An 18,466-nucleotide genomic window follows, 5' to 3' on the forward strand; every position below is an offset into this window, starting at 1 on the left:
TCCCTAGTAACGACCGTCCCGCACCTCGAAATGGGTCGGCTTCCCGATCTGCCGTCCTCCCCGCCGAACCCACTCCGCAATCCATGAAAGCACCGTCTCCACCGGAGTCGCCGGCTCACCGAACCGCGCCGCCAACCGGGAGGCATTCGAGAGAAGCGCGTCATCCGCCTCCGTTCCATGAAAGGTCGCCGGGCGCTCGAAGGCGTCGGCGAACCATCCGGCAATCCGCCGCACCGAAAGCGCCTGGGGATGGGTCAGGTTCCAGACCGTGGGCGGCACTTCGGCCAGCGGAAACGCCCGCAGCATCCAGTCATTGCCGTCCCCCTGCCAGATCCAGTTGATCCACCCGTTCGCCAGTTCAATGGGCTCTCCGTCCCAGACCCGCCGGGCAATGTCCACCAGGACCCCGTACCGCAATTCCACCGCAAAACTCAACCGCAGCAGCGTTGCCGGCGTCCCCTGCCGCCGCGCCAGGTGCTCGACCACCCGCTCACGCGCCACGGCGGCATTGGCGTATTCGCCAATCGGCGTCAGACCGTGATCCTCCGTCGCTCCGCCATCGGCCACCGGGACCCGGGGATAAACGTTGCCTGTGGACAGCACCACGAGTTGCGCCCGTGGATACCGCTCCACCAGTCGCGCCGTGCCCAGGGCGTTCACCGCCCACGTCAGGGAAGGGTCCCGGTCCGTGCCAAACTTCAAGCCCAGCAACGACATCACCCGCTCCGCATCCGGCAGCAGCGATTCCGCCCCCGGTTCCAGCAGGTCACACCGAACGGTCCGCACCCCCTGCCCCTCCAGCCAGTCGCGCACCGCCGGATCGGAAAACCGGCTTGCCGCCACCACCTCGACCGGTCGCCCCGCCGCCATGCCCGCCCGCCGGGCCATGACACACAGGCTGGGTCCGATCTTCCCCGCGGCGCCCGCCACCACCAACCGCCCCGTCCATCCCGCCATCTCCGCCACCAGGGCTGGCGACGGACGCGTCAGCACCTCCAGAAGCTGCTCCTCGGATTCAATGACGCAGGGCGTCGGGGCGGACGATGTCATGGCGGACGATACGCGTTGCCGGGTTCGCACGTTGCGTGCGCGAAGGGCGAAGCCGGGACGCTGCCAGACGTCCGTGGGTCAGGACAGCATTTCCTTCACCCGGTAGGCACTCATGGCCAGCAGCGCGCCGATGGCCAGCAGCGCCACCGCATTCTGCCACGCGCGATTCCGGTGCGGCCCCACCACGCGCGGATCGTTGGCCAGCATCAGCAGCACCACCGCCACCAGCGGGACGGTCAGGATCGTGGTCTTCTGCGCGATCACGATCCCGCTCAACGCGGACCCCGAGCGCATCAGGTAGAACGCCGCCGCCAATCCCACCGCCATCCCCACCGTGGTCCACACCCGCGCCACCCATCCGCTCAAACGGGCCTCCCACCCCATCCCGTCCGCCAGCAGCGCCCCGCCCACCATCGCATTGACCACCACCGACGAGAATCCCGCCGCCAGGAATCCCACGCCGAACAGGACCACCGCCGTCGGACCCAGCAGCGGCCGCAATTGATTCGACAGATCCGCGGCGCTGCCCACCTCGACTCCGCGCAGCACCGTGGCCGCCGTCCACATGATCGTCAGGGACACCGCAAACAGCACCCCGATCCCCACCACCGCCTCCCGCACCCCGACCGACAGATCGTCGCGACCCCATCCCTTCTGCCTCGCCAGCGACGCCTGGTACAGGGCGGCGATCACCGAAAACGTCGTCGCCGACAGCCCGATGGCCAGCCCCGTCAGTTCCCCCGGCCACACGCCCGGCACCAGGCCCCGCAGCAGCTCCATCGGATTGGGCCGCGCCAGGGCAAGATTGAAGAGAAACGCCAGCAGCATCACGGCGATCAGGGCCGTCATCGCCTTCTCGAGAAAGCGGTACAGTTGGCGCGCTCCGAACACGAACACCACCCCCGCCCCGCCCACCACCAGCATCCAGACCGATTCGCCCACCCCCGTCAGCGTGCTCAACGCCGTCGCGCACGCGATGTAGTTCGAGGACTGAAACCCGGCGCACACCACAAAGGCCAGCAGGCCGATCGTCACCGCCAGCCAGCGCCCGTAATGGCGCCCCACCACGGTGAGGATCGAATCGGCGTTGAGGATCCCGATCCGTGCCGACATCGCCGTGAACACCATCATGAACGAGGCCGTGATCACCAGGGCCCATACCATCGACATGCCCACCGCCGCCCCCAGCTTCGAGGTGATGGTGATCGTGCCCGGCCCGACGACCACCGCCGCCGTGATCAACCCCGGACCCAGATTGCGCCACAATCGTCCCGCCGACACCGCATGACCCGCATCCGGCGACGGCAGGGAACCCTGGGAGGAATGGTCGGTCGGCATGGAGTCCCTCCACTCTCCCGTCAATCCCCCATCCGACGCAATCCGGGACCCCGGCCCCAAAGAAACACCCGTCCCTCCCGAATGAAGCGCAGGTGTGAATTCGGAGGGCCGAGTTCCACGAGGCCGCAACAGCATGGAGCCTTGGGTGGTGGACTCGCGGAGCTCGCCCCTCCGATTCGCTGCCGCCTCACCCACAATTCAGGGATGCACCAGCAAAACACCCCCCTTGAGCCCTAAGCTCAAGGGGGGTGATCGCTTTCGAAGATCCGGGGGTTACTGCACGACCCGGAAGTACCGTGCCGCCCCGGTCGCAGGCGTACTGTGGCTGTTGCCGGCCGGCGCCGGCGTCACATCCTGCCAGTTCGCCGCGGGCCCCACCGCATCCGACTGCTGCAACCGGCCCGCCCCGGTCCAGGTCACCACCACATTCGCTCCCTGCACCGTGGCGCTGAGCACCGCGGGAGGCGTGAGGTCCTCGCCACCCAGGACCCGGGCATTGTCGAAGTGGCCCCGGACCACATTGCCCGTCTCATCCACATACGCCCCGAAGCCGAGGGACAGGCCCTGCGAGAACGGGAAGGGAACCTCCGCCCCAAACACGTCGTCCAGGTACAGTTTCACCGTGGCGCCATTGGCCACCAGGCGCATCCGATGGTTCCCCCGGTCATCGAAGGTCCCGCCGTCGAAGGCGGCGATGTTCACCCCGGGCCCGGAAGGATCGTCGTTGGCAGCCCCGATCGATTGATTGTACCGCCACCCGTAATTCCGGCCGTCATGCGCCAGGTAGTCGTTGAAGAAGATCGAGGCGCCACCCGGCTCGCGGATCCAGATGCCGGTCCGCTGTTCCGCCCCCGTGCCCGTGGTCAGGACGAAGCCCACGAAGACGCGGTCGATCTCGAAGATCAGCGGGGTGGTCAATGCCGCCGAGTAGGTGTTGGCCGTGAACAGCGACAATCCGGGCCACAGCGAAAGCTCCGCCGTCACCTCGAACCTCGCCAGGCCGCCCTCCAGGAAGACACGTGAATCTTCCGTCGCCAGTCCGGTGTCGAGCGCCGTGTCATCGACCACCCACTTCGAGGTGTCAATCGCGCTCCCGGTGAAGTCGTCGGTCAGCAGCACCTGCGGCACCGCCACCACATCGACCACCATCGTGCCCGCCACACAGGTCGCCGGACTGGTGGCGATGTCGAATACCGTGGAACCCTGGCTCAAGCCCCCGATCCCGAAGGTCTGCGAGTTGGCCGCCCCTGCCGCAAAGTTCAGCGTGAGCACGCCGTTCACCGCCCCCGCCGGAGCTGCCACCGCCGGATTCCGGCTGGTGATCGTCACGGTCACCGGCGCCGCATCGTTCAGGAGCTGGGGAATCGTCACCGTCGCCTGCCGGCCCGACTGACCGACATTCATCGAGGTGTACGCCGGCGACACCGTGGTGCACGGCAGCACATTCTCAATGCGGACATTGTCGAACTGGCCGTAGCCGTAATCGCCCGAGGCGCGGCCGTACACGCCCAGTTCGAAGTGGATCCCGGTGGTCACCTCGAAGGGGAACCGCCCGCCGGACACCCCGTTCAGGAACACCTCCACCGTCCGCCCGTCGGCCACCAGGCGCAGCTTGCGATTGCCCCAATCGGTGTCCTCCGAAAACATCCCCAGCGTGGTCCCGCCCCCGGTCGGATTCCCGGGGTTCACGTTCACCTGCCAGTTGTTCTCGCCCACGTTCTGCCCGAAGAACACGTAACGCGACCGGTCCGCCGTGGTGATGTACACCCCGGACCGCACCGCCGTGCCGCCCTGATCGGTGGCCACCCGGTCCACCTCGAACACCAGGTTCAGGTCGCGCGTGGCCACGAAGCTGTTCACCGTCTTCACCGACGCTCCCGCCCAGAAGTCCGTCTCCGTCGTCCCCTGGATGTCCAGCACCCCGCCGGTCTGCGTGACAAAGTACGATCCGGTCCCGGCCTCGAATCCCTGTTCCGACACCTGCCACTTGGTGGCGTCGAGGGTCGTCCCGGTGAACGTCTCCTCCAACTGAACGCCCGGTCCCGAAATGACCGCCACGGCCAGCCGGTTGCCGCCCGCGATGGCGCCCTCAATCGAGAATTGCGCCCCGCCCAGCGCCAGACCCCGGACCCGGAAGGTCGCCGTGTTCGCGCCCCCGGCCGGGAAGTTCAGGGTCAGACTTCCGCCGGTCCCGCCTTCCGGCACCGCCACCGCCGGATTGCTGCTCACCACCCGCACCTGGACCGCGGACTGCGAATTCAACCCCTGTGGAATCCGTACCGTCACCTCGGAACCCAACTGCCCCTCCCGCACGCTCGCTTCGGTACTCCCGAAGGTCGCCAGACCCGAGGATTCGATCAGAAGATTGTCCCACGTGGTGTCCGCCGTGTCCCCGTTGGCCCGTGCATAACTCCCGAAATGGAAGACCACCGGCGAGAACGGAAACCGCACCTCCGCCCCCTGCACACCGTTGAGCAGCAGCTTCACCGTCTTCCCATCCGCCACCATGCTCATCCGGTGCAGGCCGCCATTGTCATAATCCCCCCCGTTGAAGGCCGCGATGTCCGTCCCGCTCCCCGTCGGGACGTCGCCATCCTCCCCGATCTTCCGGTTGTACCGCCAGCCGCCCTCGGCCCGCACATCCGCGAACAGCACGTAATGCGTCTGCGTTTCATCCATGATCCACAACGCGCTCCGTGAGGCCGTGCCCACCCCGGCTTCCGCCACCCGGTCGATCGAAATCGTCACAATCTCCGATTCGGAAGGCGCAAACGTCGGCACGATCCGCAGCGTGGACCCCGACCACCATTGCTGGGTCGTCGTTCCCACGAACCGGATCACTCCATCCCCCGCTTCCGCCCGGATATCCCCCAACCCGCCCTCGAAGAACGGCGCGTCCGGCTGGTACTTCGCCGGATCGATGGTGTTCGACGAAAAATCGTCCTCGAACAGCGGCGGCGGCGGCGGCGCCACAATGGTCTCGATCCGCAGGTTGTCCCACGTGGTATCCGCCGTGTCTTCGTTGGCCCGCGCATAGCTCCCGAAATGGAACACCACCCTCGAGAACGGGAACCGCACTTCCGCCCCCTGTACCCCGTTCAGAAACAGCTTCACCGTCTGCCCGTCCGCCACCATCTGCATCCGGTGCAATCCCCCGTTGTCGAAATCGCCCCCGTTGAACGCCGCGATGTCCGTCCCGCTCCCCGTCGGCACGTCGCCGTCCTCCCCGATCTTCCGGTTGAACCGCCAGCCCCCTTCCGCCCGCACATCCGCAAAAAGCACATACTGCGTCTGCGTCTCGTCCAGAATCCACAAGGCGCTCCGCGACGCCGTTCCCACCCCCGCCTCCGCCACCCGGTCGATCGAAATCGTCACCGGCGTCTCCGGCGTCGCCGTAAAGGTCGGCACGATCCGCAGCGTGGACCCCGACCACCATTGCTGCGTTGTCGTCCCCACAAACCGCATCACCCCGTCCCCGGCCTCCGCCCGGATATCCCCCAACCCGCCCTCAAAAAACGGCGCGTCCGGCTGGTACTTCGCCGGATCGATGGTGTTCGACGAAAAGTCGTCTTCGAAAACAACGGTGGGAGTCTGCGCGTGGGTCAGATTCGGGGCGGCCAGCAAGACTGCCGCCCAAACCCACGCGGACACAATGGCGCCGCGGGCAATTCGGTTCATGAAGTTGGTTAGGTGACCCGATGTCCCTACCGATCACGTCCGTAACCGTCAATGCATTCCTGCGCCCGGACGTGAATTTGTGCTCGTCAACCGGTTCCTGCCCCCCAGGGACGGCGCCGGACCTTCCCGCCATCCGCCTGAAAATAGCCTGAAACTTCGTGCATATGCATGAAGTTTCGGTCCTATTGCGGCCCCGGTCTCGACCCCTCCCTCCCGGCACGGCAACCTCCGCCCGCCGTTCCCATGCCATCGCGCCCCGCCCTCCTCTTCCTCATCCTGTCCCTCGTTCAGGCCCAGGTCGCCCCAGCTGCCCCGATCCCCTGGGAATCGTTTCCCTCCCATCGCCGCATCCCCCTCCCCCAAGCCAGCGCCGAACGTTCGGGCTTCACCCTCCTCCATGCCGCCGCCGCCGGCATCCTCTTCACCAACCGTCTCTCCGAGGAACGTTCCCTCACCAACCAGGTCTTCCTCAACGGCTCGGGCGTCGCCCTCGGCGACATCGATGGCGACGGCCTCGCCGACCTCTACTTCTGCGGTCTCGACGCCCCCAATGCCCTCTACCGCAACCTCGGCAACTGGCGCTTCGAGGACATCACAGCCCGCGCGGGAGTCGCCTGCGCCGACCAGGCCTCGACCGGTGCCGCCTTCGCCGATGTCGATGGCGACGGTTCCCTCGATCTCCTCGTCGCCGGCATCGGACGCGGTGTCCGCCTGTTCCTCAACGATGGCCGGGGCAACTTCCGCGAGGCGACCGACGCGGCCGGCCTCCGGTCCACCGCCGGGACGGCAACCCTCGCCCTCGCCGACATCGACGGCGACGGCTGGATCGACCTCTACGCGGTGAACTACCGCAACGACACCATGCGCGACCTGCCCGGCATCGAATTCACCGTCGGGGTCACCCAGGGCGTCCGTCGCCTCCTCACCGTCAACGGCCGCCCCGCCGACGCCGAGGATCTCCGCGGCCGTTACGTCTTCGACCAGGCCTCCGGCATTCTCGAAAACGGCCAGGCGGATGTCCTCTATCGCAACCTCGGCAACGGTCGCTTCGCCGCGGTTCCCTGGACCGAAGGCGCCTTCCTCGACGCCAACGGTCAACCGGCCGAAGTCCCCTACGACTGGGGCCTTGCCGCCATGTTCCGCGATCTCACCGGCAACGGCGCCCCCGATCTCTTCGTCTGCAACGATTTCCATTCTCCCGACCGGCTCTGGCTCAACGACGGTTCAGGCCGCTTCCATGCCGCCGATCCCTCGGTCCTCGCCCAGACCAGCCTGTTCTCGATGGGCGTGGACTTCGCCGACCTCGACCGCGACGGCCATGACGATTTCCTGGTCGTGGACATGCTCAGTCGCGACCATGCCCGCCGTCAGGTCCAGGTCCTCGACGCCACCTCGTTCGCTCCCTCCCTCGCCCGGGTCGCCGGCCCCCCCCAGTCCTCACGCAACACCCTGTTCCGCTCCCGCGGCGACGGCACCTTCGCCGAAATCGCACGCCTGGCCGGCCTCGCCGCCTCCGAATGGTCCTGGTCCCCCGTCTTCCTCGATGTCGATCTCGATGGTTACGAGGATCTCCTCGTCACCACCGGGCACTGGCGCGACGCCATGAATGCCGACGTCGCCCGCGACCTCGACGCGCGCCAACGCCAACGCCCCCTCCCTCCACGCGAGCAACTCCGACTCCGTCGCCTCTTCCCACGCCTCGACACCCCCAACCTCGCCTTCCGCAATCGTGGCGACCTCACCTTCGAGGATCGCAGCGCGGAGTGGGGCTTCGATTCCCGCCGCATTTCCCACGGCATGGCCCTCGCCGACCTCGACCTCGACGGCGACCTCGACGTCGTCATCAACTGCCTCAACGACGGCCCCCTCCTCTATCGCAACGAATCGACCCGGCCCCGCATCGCCGTCCGCCTGCTCGGCCGCCCCCCCAACACCCGCGCCATCGGCGCACGGGTGTCCATCCATATCCCCGGGCTCCCCGTTCAATCCCAGGAAATCGTCGCCGGCGGTCGCTACGTCTCCCACGACGAAGGCAGCCGCACCTTCGCCGCAGGGCCCACCCGGCAGCCCGCCCGCATCGAGGTCACCTGGCCCGGAGGGGAACGCTCCACCCTCGATACCGCGCCCCCCCAATACCTCTACGAAATCCGCCAGCCGCCCGCCCCCGCGCCATCGAACCGCACCCCGGTTCCCTCACGGCCGCCCCCGCTCTTCACCGACGCCACCGACCGCCTCGGACACCTGCACGTGGACCAGCCGTTCGATGACTTCGCCCTCCAACCGCTCCTGCCCCGGCGCCTGAGCGATCTCGGACCCTCCCTCGCCTGGTTCGACTTCAACGGCGATGGCCGGGACGATCTCCTCGTCGGGGCCGGACGTGGCGGCCGCCTCGGTGTCTTCCGCAACGATGGAGCCGGCGGCTTTGTCCCCCAGCGCTCCCGCCTGTTCGAGACCCCCCTCGACCGCGATCTCAATACCGTCCTCGGCTGGCGCCCCCATCCCGCCGAACGCGCCCTGCTCCTCGGCCATTCCCACTACGAAACCGCCGAACCCGTCGCCCCCGCCGTCCATCACCTCTCCCTCACCACCGGTCAACTCGACACCCGGCTCGCCCGGTCCCGCAGCAGCGCGGGCCCCATGACACTCGGCGATCCCGATGGGGACGGGCACCTCGATCTCTTCGTCGGCGGCCGCGTCAACCGCGCCCGCTACCCGGAACCCGCCGACGCCACCTACCTCCGCCACGATGGCACGGTCTTCCGCGAAGATCCTGAAGCGACCCGCACCTTCTCCCGTGTCGGCATGGTTAGCGACGCCCTCTTCACCGATCTCGATGGCAACGGCCGCCCGCTGCTCGTGCTCGCCTGCGAATGGGGAGCCATCCGGATCTTCCGCTGGACCGAAGGCGCCTTCCGCGAATGGAACCCGCGCCTCGTCGGGAACCTCGGCCCTTTCCTCCCCGCCACGCTCGCCGATCTGACCGGCTGGTGGAACAGCGTCGCCTCGGGCGATTTCGACAACGACGGCCGCCTCGACCTCGTGGCCGGCAACCTCGGCCGCAACACCTCCCGCCAACCCTACCTCCACCAACCCATCCGCCTCGCCCATGGCGAACTCGAACCCGGCGGCCCCCTTGCCCTCCTCGAATCCCACGTCGATCCCCTCCGCCACCGCCACGTCCCCACCCGCGATCTCAATGCCCTCTCCCGATCGTTTCCCGCCCTGATTCCCAGCTTCCCCACCTTCGCCGCCTTCGCCGAGGCCTCCGCCAGCGACCTCCTCCTCGCCGGACTCCCGCCCATGCGCCACGTCGAGGCCGCCACCGCCGACTCCGTCCTCCTCCTCCATCGCGGCGATCACTTCGAAATCCGTCCCCTCCCCCTCGAAGCCCAGTTCGCCCCCGTCTTCGGCATCGGCGTCGGCGACTTCGATGGCGACGGCAACCTCGACCTCGTCCTCGCCCAAAACCTCTTCGGCACCAGCCCCGCCGAGAGCCGTCACGATGCCGGCGCAGGCGTCCTCCTCCAGGGCGACGGCCAGGGCGGCTTCACCGCCCAACCCCCGGCCCTCAGCGGCATCCAGGTCCTCGGCGAAGGTCGTGGAGTGGCCGTGGCCGACTTCGACGACGATGGCCGCCCCGACATCGCCATCGCCCAGCATCGCGGCCCAACCCGGCTGTTCCGCAACACCCGTGGGCAACCCGGACTTCGCGTCCGCCTGGAAGGCCCGCCCACCAACCCGGAAGCCATCGGTGCCACCGTCCGCATCCGCTTCGCCGACGGTCGCCTCGGCCCCGTCCAGGAACGACGCGTGGGCGGCGGCTACGGGTCCCAGGACGGTTCCACCCTCCTCCTCGCCACCCCTTCCACTCCAGACTCCCTCGAGATCCGCTGGCCCCTCGGGCGAACGGAAAGCGTCCCGATCCCGGCCGGCTCCACCCGCCTTGTCGTCCCCTGGTCCACCGGACGCTGAAGCACGCTAACGACTTGGCACCCACCCCGGACGACGCTTCACTCGGCCGTCAACGATGCCGTCCGGTCCCGTCCCGACATGAAGCCCAAGCCTTTCCCGCTCCGATCCCTCCGGATCGCCGCCCTGTTGATTCTCATCGCCACCGCCAGTGCCTCCGCCCAGCGCGCCCCTTCCACCGCCCGGGGTGTGGCCCGCGCCGGGTTCCAAGGCTGGACGGACGTCCTCCGTATCGAGTCCCGCGACGCCCTCCCTCGCGCCATCGTCGCCCCGTCCGTGGGCGGACGCGTCCTCTTCTACGGCTTTCGCGACGACAACCTTCTCTGGCTCGATCCCAGCCTCACCGGATCCACCCTGGCCACCGTCGGCTCCGGCTTCGAACCCGGCGGCTTCCAATGCGCCATCGGCCCCGAGGTCGAAGCCATCCCCTCCCTTCCCGAACTCTCTGTCGGCCCCTGGTCCTGGACCTCGCGCCGCCCCTACTCCCTCCAGCTTCGCGCCCCCGAGGACAGGAGCGTCCGGGTCGAACTCGAGAAGGACATCGTCTTCGACCCCGCCACCGGCGACCTCGGGTTCGTCCATCGCATGAAGAACACCGCCGACCGCGACTCGGCCTACTGCCTCTGGCATCGCATCGCCTGCCAACCGGGCGGCTTCGCCCTCCTCCCCGTCCACCCTCAAAGCCGCTTCCCCGCCGGTTGGTCCATCCGACGCGACACCGACCGCGGATACCGCTACGACGGGGTCCAGCCCGAATCCCCCGATGTTCGCATCCTCGACGGCGTGCTGGTGGCCCGTACCGGGGGCGATTTCACTCAACTCGGAACCGATGGCACCGAACAATGGCTCGCCTACGCGCTCGGTCGCTCGCTCTTCGTGATCCACTTCCCCACCTTTTCCACCGCCGTGTACTCCGAGGGCGGCAACACCGCCACCATCACCTGGGACCGGCGCCGCACCGAACTCCAGCCCCTCAGCCCGGAGGCCCGCCTCCGTTCCCGCCGCACCTACGAGTTCCCCATGAAATGGGCCCTGGTTGAACTCCCGTCCCCGGTCACCAGCCACGAGGAGGCGCGGGCCGTCGTCAGCCGCATCCCCGGCTCGCCGTTCCAGTGAATCGCCCGTCCGATCGTCCTCCGACCTCGCCTCCACGGCCATGAATCCGCCTTCGGACCCGGTGCCGCCGCGAATGCCCGACGCCACCCTGTCGCCGGTACTGTCTCCCAGTCCCCACCACGGCGTCGGGTTGGCCCGCCTGGCCGTGGCCCTCGGCATCCTCGCTCTCTACGTCCTGGTCCCCGCCATCCTCGGAGCCGGACGCACCACCCACGACAGTGCCATCCTTCCACCCACCGTCCGGGGGGTCCTCCTGCTCTCCGCCTGGGAACTCACGCTCTTCACCATCGCCTTCGCGGTCTGCGTCCTCCTCGGCCGCCTTCGCCTCGACGAACTGCTCCTGCGCTGGCGCGGCGGTTGGTGGCCACTCCCCCGGGGACTCGCCTGGTCCATCGCCCTCCGTTTCGGCGTCGGCCTGTTCCTCGTCGGCTCCCTCCTCCTCTGGCGCTTCCTTTCAGGAAGTGCCCCGGAATCCCTCGGTGGCCTTCGCCCCCAGATCGAATCCATGGTCGATGTCTCCGCCCTCCGAAATCCCTGGTACCTCGCCGTGATGCTGACCATCGTCAGCTTCGTCCTTGCCGGGTTCCGCGAGGAACTCTGGCGTGCCGGCATGCTCGCCCTCCTGGCCAAGGCGCTCCCCCGCGCCTTCGGAGGTCGCTTCGGTCCCTGGCTCGCCCTGATTCCCGTCGCCCTCCTCTTCGGTCTCGGCCACACCGCCCAGGGACCCGTCGGCGTCGCCGCCACCACCCTCCTCGGCATCGGCCTCGGCGCCATCATGCTCTTCCACCGCTCCATCTGGGATGCCGTCCTCGCCCACGGCTTCTTCAACGCCACCACCTTCGCCCTCCTTCCCCTGCTGGCCGAACACTTCCCCGAACTCCTCGGCGGCTGATCCCAGCCTCGGGCGCATCGCCATTTCCCGGCACTCCCCCAAGCCATCCATCCTTCGCACTTGTGGTCAGCCCGCAGGTAAGTCGGTGCGATAGCGGGCCAAGCTTCCAGATAGTAGGTCATTCCAGATAGTAGGTCAGGCATTTTATTGTTCATTGTTGACGCCACTTCTGCCCGGTACCCCCCCCTCATGCTCATGAATCCCATCGGGCCGCTGGGACCAGCGGATGGCAGGTCATCCACATCAACACCATCTTGCCAGGTTCATTCTAGGCGAGCCGTGGTCAACAACAGGATGCCGGCCTTATTGATATTGAATTAGCCCCCCCCCGGCTGGCCCTCTCCCCGGCCCCGGCGTACTGTCTTCCCCTCCATGCGCCCGAACATCGCCTCCCGCCCCTTGCCGCCCCTGCTCCCCGTCCTCGCCGCACTCGCTCTCCCCCTTCCAACCGGCGCCGACGCCCCCGAATCCCCGGCCCGCCCCGCCTACGAACAGCGCGCACCCAGCCTCGACGGCACCGGCCGGTTCTTCATGGGCCGCGAAATCGCCCGCGTCATGGGCCACCTCGGCGCCCCCTGGCTCGAACGTCCGGAACGCATCGACGAGGAACGCCCCGATCTCCTCCACTCCATCCTCCCCGTGAAGCCCGGTCACATCGTCGCTGATATCGGCGCCGGCACCGGCTATCACTCCTGGCGCCTCGCCCGCCAGGTCGGCCCGACCGGAAGAGTGTATGCCGTCGAGATCCAGCCCGAGATGCTCCAACTCCTCGCCACCAACATGCACGCCCGCGGCGTGACCAATGTGGTGGGCATCCTCGGTTCCACGACCGATCCCGCCCTCCCCGAAGCCTCCGTCGATCTCGCCCTCATGGTCGATGTGTACCATGAATTCGATCATCCCTACGAAATGCTCGCCGCCATCACCCGCGCCCTCAAACCCGGCGGACGCGTCGCCTTCGTCGAGTTCCGCGGCGAACAGGCCTCCGTCCCCATCAAACCCCTTCACAAAATGACCGAGGCCCAGGTCCGCCGGGAAGCCGAACTCCATCCGCTCGAATGGGTCGAAACCCGACGGGAACTCCCCTGGCAGCACCTCATCCTCTTCCGCAAAACCCCGGCACCTTAGAGCCGGCCTTTTCCGCGACAACAGGGCCCCTTCCAGTTTTCAGACAGGCTCTTGGCCGGCTCCGGAGGGAAGATCCGCAACCTCACTCCGAAGTTCCGGAGGGACGAGCTCCGCGAGTCCTCATTCCATCACTCCACTCCCCTGCAGCCTCATCGACCTCGGCCCTCCGATCTCACCTCTCCCGCTTCACTCCGGAGGGACGAGCTTCGCGAGTCCTCATCCCACCAGCCCCCACCAGCCCCCCGCTCCACCTCGCGAAGTTCATCCCGCCAGCGGCAGCAACTTCGCCATCAACACCGTCATCAGCATCCCCGCCACCGACACCACGGTCAGCATCACCGTCCAGCTCCGCAGGGTCTCCACCTCGGTCATCCCGCTCAGCCGGTTCACCACCCAGAACCCGCTGTCGTTCATCCAGGAACAGGCAAACGCCCCGAATCCCACCGCGAGGAACACGTACACCGTGTGGTACGGCAACACCGCCCCCGCCGCCGGATCCACCATCGGCAGCACCATCGCCGAGGTCGTCAGCATCGCCACCGTCGCCGAACCCTGGGCGATCCGGATCACCGCCGCCACGGCCCAGCACAATACCAGCAGATTGATGTCGTACCCTCCGGCCGCCGCCTTGATGGCGTCACCCACCCCCGCGTTGCGCAGCATCAGCCCGAACGCCCCGCCCGCACTGGTGATCAGGATGATCACCCCCGCCGTCTCGATCGGCGGCCCGATCAGCGACTCGATCTTCTTGAATCCCATTCCCCGCTGCCGCGCCAGCACCCCCAACGCCAGGAACGCCCCGATGAACAGCGCAATGTTCTTGTTCCCGATGAACGTCACCCATCGGTGGATCGCCGCGAACGCCTCCGGCCCGCCCATCGCCGCCACCACCCCCGGGTAACTCCCCCGGATCAGCACGAACACCGACGACACGCTGATCAGCAGGATCGGCAGGATCACCGGCAGAATCGCCCAGAAAAACGAAGGCAGCTCGGTTTCCGGCTTCCGCGATATCCCCTCCAGATCCGCCAGACTCGCACCCCGCGTTTCCCGCAACGGAATATCCACCCTCCGGTTGATCCACTTCGCCACGTAATACCCCACCCCGCACGGCAGTATCCCCGCCACGATCCCCCAGATCAGCGACATCCCCACGTCGAGCTTCAGATTGTCCACCATCGCCAGCGGACCCGGATGCGGCACGGTCAGGGAATGGGTGATCACCCCGCCGCAGCAGATGCACAGCAGGTACAGCGTGTAATCCTTCCCCGTCCGCAGCCGCAACGCCCTCGCCAGCGGCACCATCAGCATGAACATCGTGTCGAAAAAGATCGGGATCGACAGGAAGTAGGTGCTCCACAACAACGCCGCCCCCGCCCTCTTCTCCCCGAAGAACGCCAGGAACCGCCGCACCACCTTGTCCGCCGCCCCGCTCTCCATCAGCGCCATCCCGATGATCGCCGCCAACCCGATCGAGATCGAAATCGCCGCCGCCGTGTTCCCGAATTCGACCATCGTCAACTCCACCGTCGCCAGCCACTGATTCCCCTCCGCCGACGCACGCGCCCCCGCCGACAGCTTTCCCAATACCGCACCCGAAAACGGCTCCGACAGGAAACCCGCCAGGAACGCCGCGAAGATCAGCGCAAAAAACGGATGCAGCCGCAGCTTGGTGATCGCCACGATCACGAACGTCACGCTCACCAGCAGGACCACAAAGGGCCAGCGGGTGCTGGCCGCGACTTCGGCGGCGGCAATGATCGGTTCCATGCGCAGGGGAATGACCCGCCTTGGCTATCGAAACCCCACCCCCCCGCGCAAGCCCCGACTCAACCCGGTCAGGCCGGACCTTGCATCCCCGGGTTGTCGAACAGGGTCAACCCCTCGGCAGGGCCCAGGCTCCAAGGAAGCGCCTTCCAAGGAAACGCTCATCACTCGTTCCCCTCCGTCGCCTCCATCACCGGCTCGTCCGGCACGATCCAGGCCCGGAACCGCTTGATCTGCTCCGAGGTCCCAAGAACCAGCAACTCGTCTCCCGCCAACAGGGTGTCTCTCCCCGATGGCGCCAGATTGCTCTGCCCGTTCCGCCGGATCCCGCCCAACTGCACACCCGCCTGCCGGATCAGGTCCAACTCGATGAGCGTCCGTTCCAGCAGCCTCGAACCGCGCGGCACCACCACCATCTCCATGGTGAGCTCATCGAATCCCGTCGGGCCCTCCGCCGAAGATGCCGAGGCTCCCAGCATCCGGGCGGCCTTCGCCAGTTGCTCCGGAGCCCCAAGCACCAGGAGCTTGTCCCGCGGGTACAGAATGGTGTCCGCACCCGGATTCACGATCCCGAATCCCTGCCGGTCGATGCCCACGATCGAGCACCCGTACTCCTTCCGCAGCGCAAACTTCCCGATCGCCTTGCCCCCGTGCGCCGAGTCGCGTGGCAGCGTCACCTCGTCGATCTCCAATTCCCAGTCGTTCGACGGCTTCACCAGCTCCGCCGACCACGCCGAGGTGGCGGTCGCATGGCTCGCCCGCTTGAGCTGCTGCAGCAACTCGACCTCCAGCCGGCTCTGCCACCGCGCCAGCCGCCGCCGCAGGATGAACGCCACCACGGAAAGGAACAGCACCACCAGCAATACCACGCCCGCCACCGCCTGACCCGACGGCAGCAAAGCCAGCAGCCATGCCCCCAGCAGAAAGAAGCCAACCGTCCGCAACGTGAACTCCAGCACCGGCCGCATCCGCCGCTCCCGCACCCCCCCCTGCGTCGCCCCCTCCGCCAGCATCATCGCCAGCGCCGAAACACTCCTCCAGATCGCGATCGTCGGCGCCAGCACCACCAGCCCGAGCAGCGACCAGTACACCACCCCCACCCCCATCGGGAACAGCCAGTCGTCCCCCAAGACCCCTCGCACCCGGTCATACAACGGATTCGCCACCAGGATCACCGCCGAGACCACCAGCATGGACAGCCCCACCTGGACCAGCCGCTTGCGCGTGAGCTGCCACAGGAGGTTTGCGTTCGACCGCCCCCTCAACCGGTACAGCCAGTCCCGGTACAACCCCACCCACGCCCGCATCGCCGGCGGTTCCACCCGCAATACCCAATCCGCCAGAGGCTCCGCCCTCCGCATCAACACCGGCGCCGCCAGCGAGGTCAGGAGCGATGCCCCCACCGCCACAGGGAAGAAACTCGCCGGCACCGCCCCGCTCTCCGTCCCCAGTTGCGCGATGATGTACGAGAATTCCCCCAACGGCACCAGCGCCACCGCCGCCGGTACCGCCTCCCGCGTGCTCGTCCCCACCGCCATCAGGCCCAGAGCGCACGCCAGCGGTCGCAACAGCAACGCCAGCGCCGTCACCCCCAGCACCATCGGCCACACATCCACCAGCAGCCGGAAATCCACCAGCATCCCCACCGCCACGAAAAACACCGCCCCGAAAATGTGCCGCACCCCCTCGAACACGTCGTCAATGTCCGCCTTGTGCCGGGTGCTCCCGATGATCGCCCCCAAGAGGAACGCCCCCAGCGCCAGCGAATACCCCATCTCGAACGCCAGCCAACCCAGACTCAACAGCAGCCCGGTCACCACCAGCGTCCGGATCTCCGCCGGCGCCCCCGCGCTCAGCCGCCCCAGCAGCTTCGGCACCAACAGCAGCGCCACCAGCACGATCAACACCACAAAAGCCCCCAATCCCCCCAGCGTCGGCAGCAACCCCTTCCCGTCCGCTTCGCCCCCGCCGAATTGCATCAGCGACGTCAGCAGCGTCAGCATGATCACCGCCACCACGTCCTCCAGCACCGTCATCCCCAGCGCCAGCTGCCCGAACCGCTCGTGCGTCGCGTTCAACTCGTCCAGCACCTTGCTGATGATCGCCGAACTCGACACCATCAGGATCCCGGCCAGAAACAACCCCTGCGCCACCGTGCCCCCCATGGCAAACACCAGCACCCGCGCCCCCAGCAACACCAGGATCGCCCCCACCGCCGTGGCCACCACGATCGACAGTCCAAGCCGTCTCAGCCGGCTGAAACTCAGGTTCAACCCGATCGCAAAAACCAGGAACACCAACCCCACCTGCGCCAGTGTCTGCACCCGGTCCACATTCGACACCAGCGCGAACGGCGGCGTATGCGGCCCGACCACCGCCCCGGCCACCAGATACCCCACCACCACCGACAACCCCACCCGCTGGCAGAACCATGCGGCGGCCCCGGCGGCCACCATGACCACCGCCAGGTCCCGTATGAACAGAATCCCCGTCACCGCCCCTCTTGTAACCACCCCGCTCCACCCCGCAAAACGGTAATTGCCCTGCCCCGCACTTTTTCCCTCCGATCCCTTCCCATCCCGGATTTCAATCCCACTCAACCCCACCCTCAACCATGCACTACGCCATCGAAGGCACCCTCGCCCAGACCGCCGTCCTCACCCTCGAACCCGGCGACGCCTGCTGGGGCAGCAAGGGCTCCCTCATGTCCCTTGACCCCGATGTCCGCTGGAGCCTCAAGATCCCCGGCGGCCTCTCCGGAACCGTCCGCCGCATGCTCTCCGGCGAAGGCCTCGCCCTCACCCACATCGAAGGCCACCGCCCCGGCCAGCGCGTCACCCTCAGCGCCAACGCCCCCGGCAAGATCATCCCCTGGGACCTCGCCGATGGAGGCGTCCTCACCACCCGAGGCTCCTTCCTCGCCGCCTTCGGCGCCCAGGTCCATATCGATGTCACCATTGCCCGCCGCGCCGGTGCCGCCCTCTTCGGCGGGGCCGGACTCTTCCTCCAGAAGATCTCCGGCTCCGGCCTCGTCCTCGTCCATGGCTCCGGCGACTTCGTCGAACGTTACCTCGCCCCCGGCGAATCGCTCGTCGTCAGCACCGGCAACCTCGCCGCCTTCGCCGAGTCCGTCGACTACAACATCCAGATGACCGGCGGCGTCCGCCGCGTCCTCTTCTCCGGCGAAGGCCTCTTCATGACCCGCCTCACCGGTCCCGGACGCGTCCTCCTCCAAACCCTCAAGCGCTCCAGCCTTCGCGCTTCCAGTTCCTCCAACGGCTGAGCCCCTGACGGAAACTCCACTCTCCACGTCTCCCCGCCCCGCGCCTCGACTCCACCTCCCACTTACCCCCTCCTCCAAATCCACTCAAACTTCGTGCATATGCACGATAATTCAGTCCTTTTCGCCGGCCCCGTTCCGTTTCCCGCCCGCACCCGGTGCCAATCTCGCTCCCTCGCCCAATCCGCACGTCTCCCCGCCCCCCGCCTCTTCTCCACCCCCACCTTCCCCCCTCCTCCAAATCCACT

The 18,466-nt window shown here is 67.5% G+C and carries 10 protein-coding genes; 5 read left to right on the top strand and 5 right to left on the bottom strand.

Going from position 1 to position 18,466, the window contains the following annotated elements; translation table 11 throughout:
- Window positions 1–3 precede the first annotated feature (3 nt).
- From KF833_21885 to KF833_21895, 3 genes are all read right to left on the bottom strand, one after another.
- A complete protein-coding gene (locus KF833_21885; GenBank protein ID MBX3747967.1) occupies window positions 4–1,050 on the bottom strand; it encodes an NAD-dependent epimerase/dehydratase family protein in 1,047 nt (348 codons plus the stop codon).
- A 78-nt stretch (window positions 1,051–1,128) separates the two neighbouring features.
- Window positions 1,129–2,388 (bottom strand): Nramp family divalent metal transporter, encoded by a 1,260-nt coding sequence (locus KF833_21890; GenBank protein MBX3747968.1) that lies wholly within the window; start codon window positions 2,386–2,388, stop codon window positions 1,129–1,131.
- Between the two features lie 273 nt (window positions 2,389–2,661).
- Complete coding sequence (locus KF833_21895) at window positions 2,662–6,066, bottom strand: hypothetical protein (GenBank protein MBX3747969.1); 3,405 nt, start codon at window positions 6,064–6,066, stop codon at window positions 2,662–2,664.
- A 243-nt stretch (window positions 6,067–6,309) separates the two neighbouring features.
- Here KF833_21895 and KF833_21900 point away from each other — a divergent pair, with 243 nt between their 5' ends.
- From KF833_21900 to KF833_21915, 4 genes are all read left to right on the top strand, one after another.
- Complete coding sequence (locus KF833_21900) at window positions 6,310–10,038, top strand: VCBS repeat-containing protein (GenBank protein MBX3747970.1); 3,729 nt, start codon at window positions 6,310–6,312, stop codon at window positions 10,036–10,038.
- 78 nt (window positions 10,039–10,116) lie between these two features.
- A complete protein-coding gene (locus tag KF833_21905) occupies window positions 10,117–11,151 on the top strand; it encodes a hypothetical protein (GenBank protein MBX3747971.1) in 1,035 nt (344 codons plus the stop codon).
- A 40-nt stretch (window positions 11,152–11,191) separates the two neighbouring features.
- Window positions 11,192–12,043 (top strand): CPBP family intramembrane metalloprotease, encoded by an 852-nt coding sequence (locus tag KF833_21910; protein MBX3747972.1) that lies wholly within the window; start codon window positions 11,192–11,194, stop codon window positions 12,041–12,043.
- A gap of 372 nt (window positions 12,044–12,415) precedes the next feature.
- Window positions 12,416–13,171 (top strand): class I SAM-dependent methyltransferase, encoded by a 756-nt coding sequence (locus KF833_21915; protein ID MBX3747973.1) that lies wholly within the window; start codon window positions 12,416–12,418, stop codon window positions 13,169–13,171.
- 261 nt (window positions 13,172–13,432) lie between these two features.
- Here KF833_21915 and KF833_21920 read toward each other — a convergent pair whose 3' ends face one another.
- Together KF833_21920 and KF833_21925 are read right to left on the bottom strand one after the other, a co-directional pair.
- Entirely contained in the window at window positions 13,433–14,941 is a 1,509-nt protein-coding gene (locus tag KF833_21920; protein ID MBX3747974.1) for a hypothetical protein, read from the bottom strand.
- Between the two features lie 161 nt (window positions 14,942–15,102).
- A complete protein-coding gene (locus KF833_21925) occupies window positions 15,103–17,433 on the bottom strand; it encodes a cation:proton antiporter (protein MBX3747975.1) in 2,331 nt (776 codons plus the stop codon).
- Between the two features lie 119 nt (window positions 17,434–17,552).
- On the opposite strand from KF833_21925, the gene KF833_21930 reads away from it, so the two are divergent.
- Entirely contained in the window at window positions 17,553–18,221 is a 669-nt protein-coding gene (locus KF833_21930) for a TIGR00266 family protein (protein ID MBX3747976.1), read from the top strand.
- Window positions 18,222–18,466 lie beyond the last annotated feature (245 nt).

This window comes from Verrucomicrobiia bacterium (assembly GCA_019634625.1).
In the GTDB taxonomy this organism is placed as follows: domain Bacteria; phylum Verrucomicrobiota; class Verrucomicrobiia; order Limisphaerales; family CAIMTB01; genus CAIMTB01.

What these genes read in the sequence shown, in the direction of transcription:
- KF833_21930 (MBX3747976.1), top strand. Translation starts at nt 17,553, where the DNA reads ATGCACTACGCCATCGAAGGCACCCTCGCCCAGACCGCCGTCCTCACC.
- KF833_21905 (MBX3747971.1), top strand. Translation starts at nt 10,117, where the DNA reads ATGAAGCCCAAGCCTTTCCCGCTCCGATCCCTCCGGATCGCCGCCCTG.
- KF833_21915 (MBX3747973.1), top strand. Translation starts at nt 12,416, where the DNA reads ATGCGCCCGAACATCGCCTCCCGCCCCTTGCCGCCCCTGCTCCCCGTC.
- KF833_21910 (MBX3747972.1), top strand. Translation starts at nt 11,192, where the DNA reads ATGAATCCGCCTTCGGACCCGGTGCCGCCGCGAATGCCCGACGCCACC.
- KF833_21885 (MBX3747967.1), bottom strand. Translation starts at nt 1,050, where the DNA reads ATGACATCGTCCGCCCCGACGCCCTGCGTCATTGAATCCGAGGAGCAG.
- KF833_21900 (MBX3747970.1), top strand. Translation starts at nt 6,310, where the DNA reads ATGCCATCGCGCCCCGCCCTCCTCTTCCTCATCCTGTCCCTCGTTCAG.
- KF833_21890 (MBX3747968.1), bottom strand. Translation starts at nt 2,388, where the DNA reads ATGCCGACCGACCATTCCTCCCAGGGTTCCCTGCCGTCGCCGGATGCG.
- KF833_21920 (MBX3747974.1), bottom strand. Translation starts at nt 14,941, where the DNA reads ATGGAACCGATCATTGCCGCCGCCGAAGTCGCGGCCAGCACCCGCTGG.
- KF833_21895 (MBX3747969.1), bottom strand. Translation starts at nt 6,066, where the DNA reads ATGAACCGAATTGCCCGCGGCGCCATTGTGTCCGCGTGGGTTTGGGCG.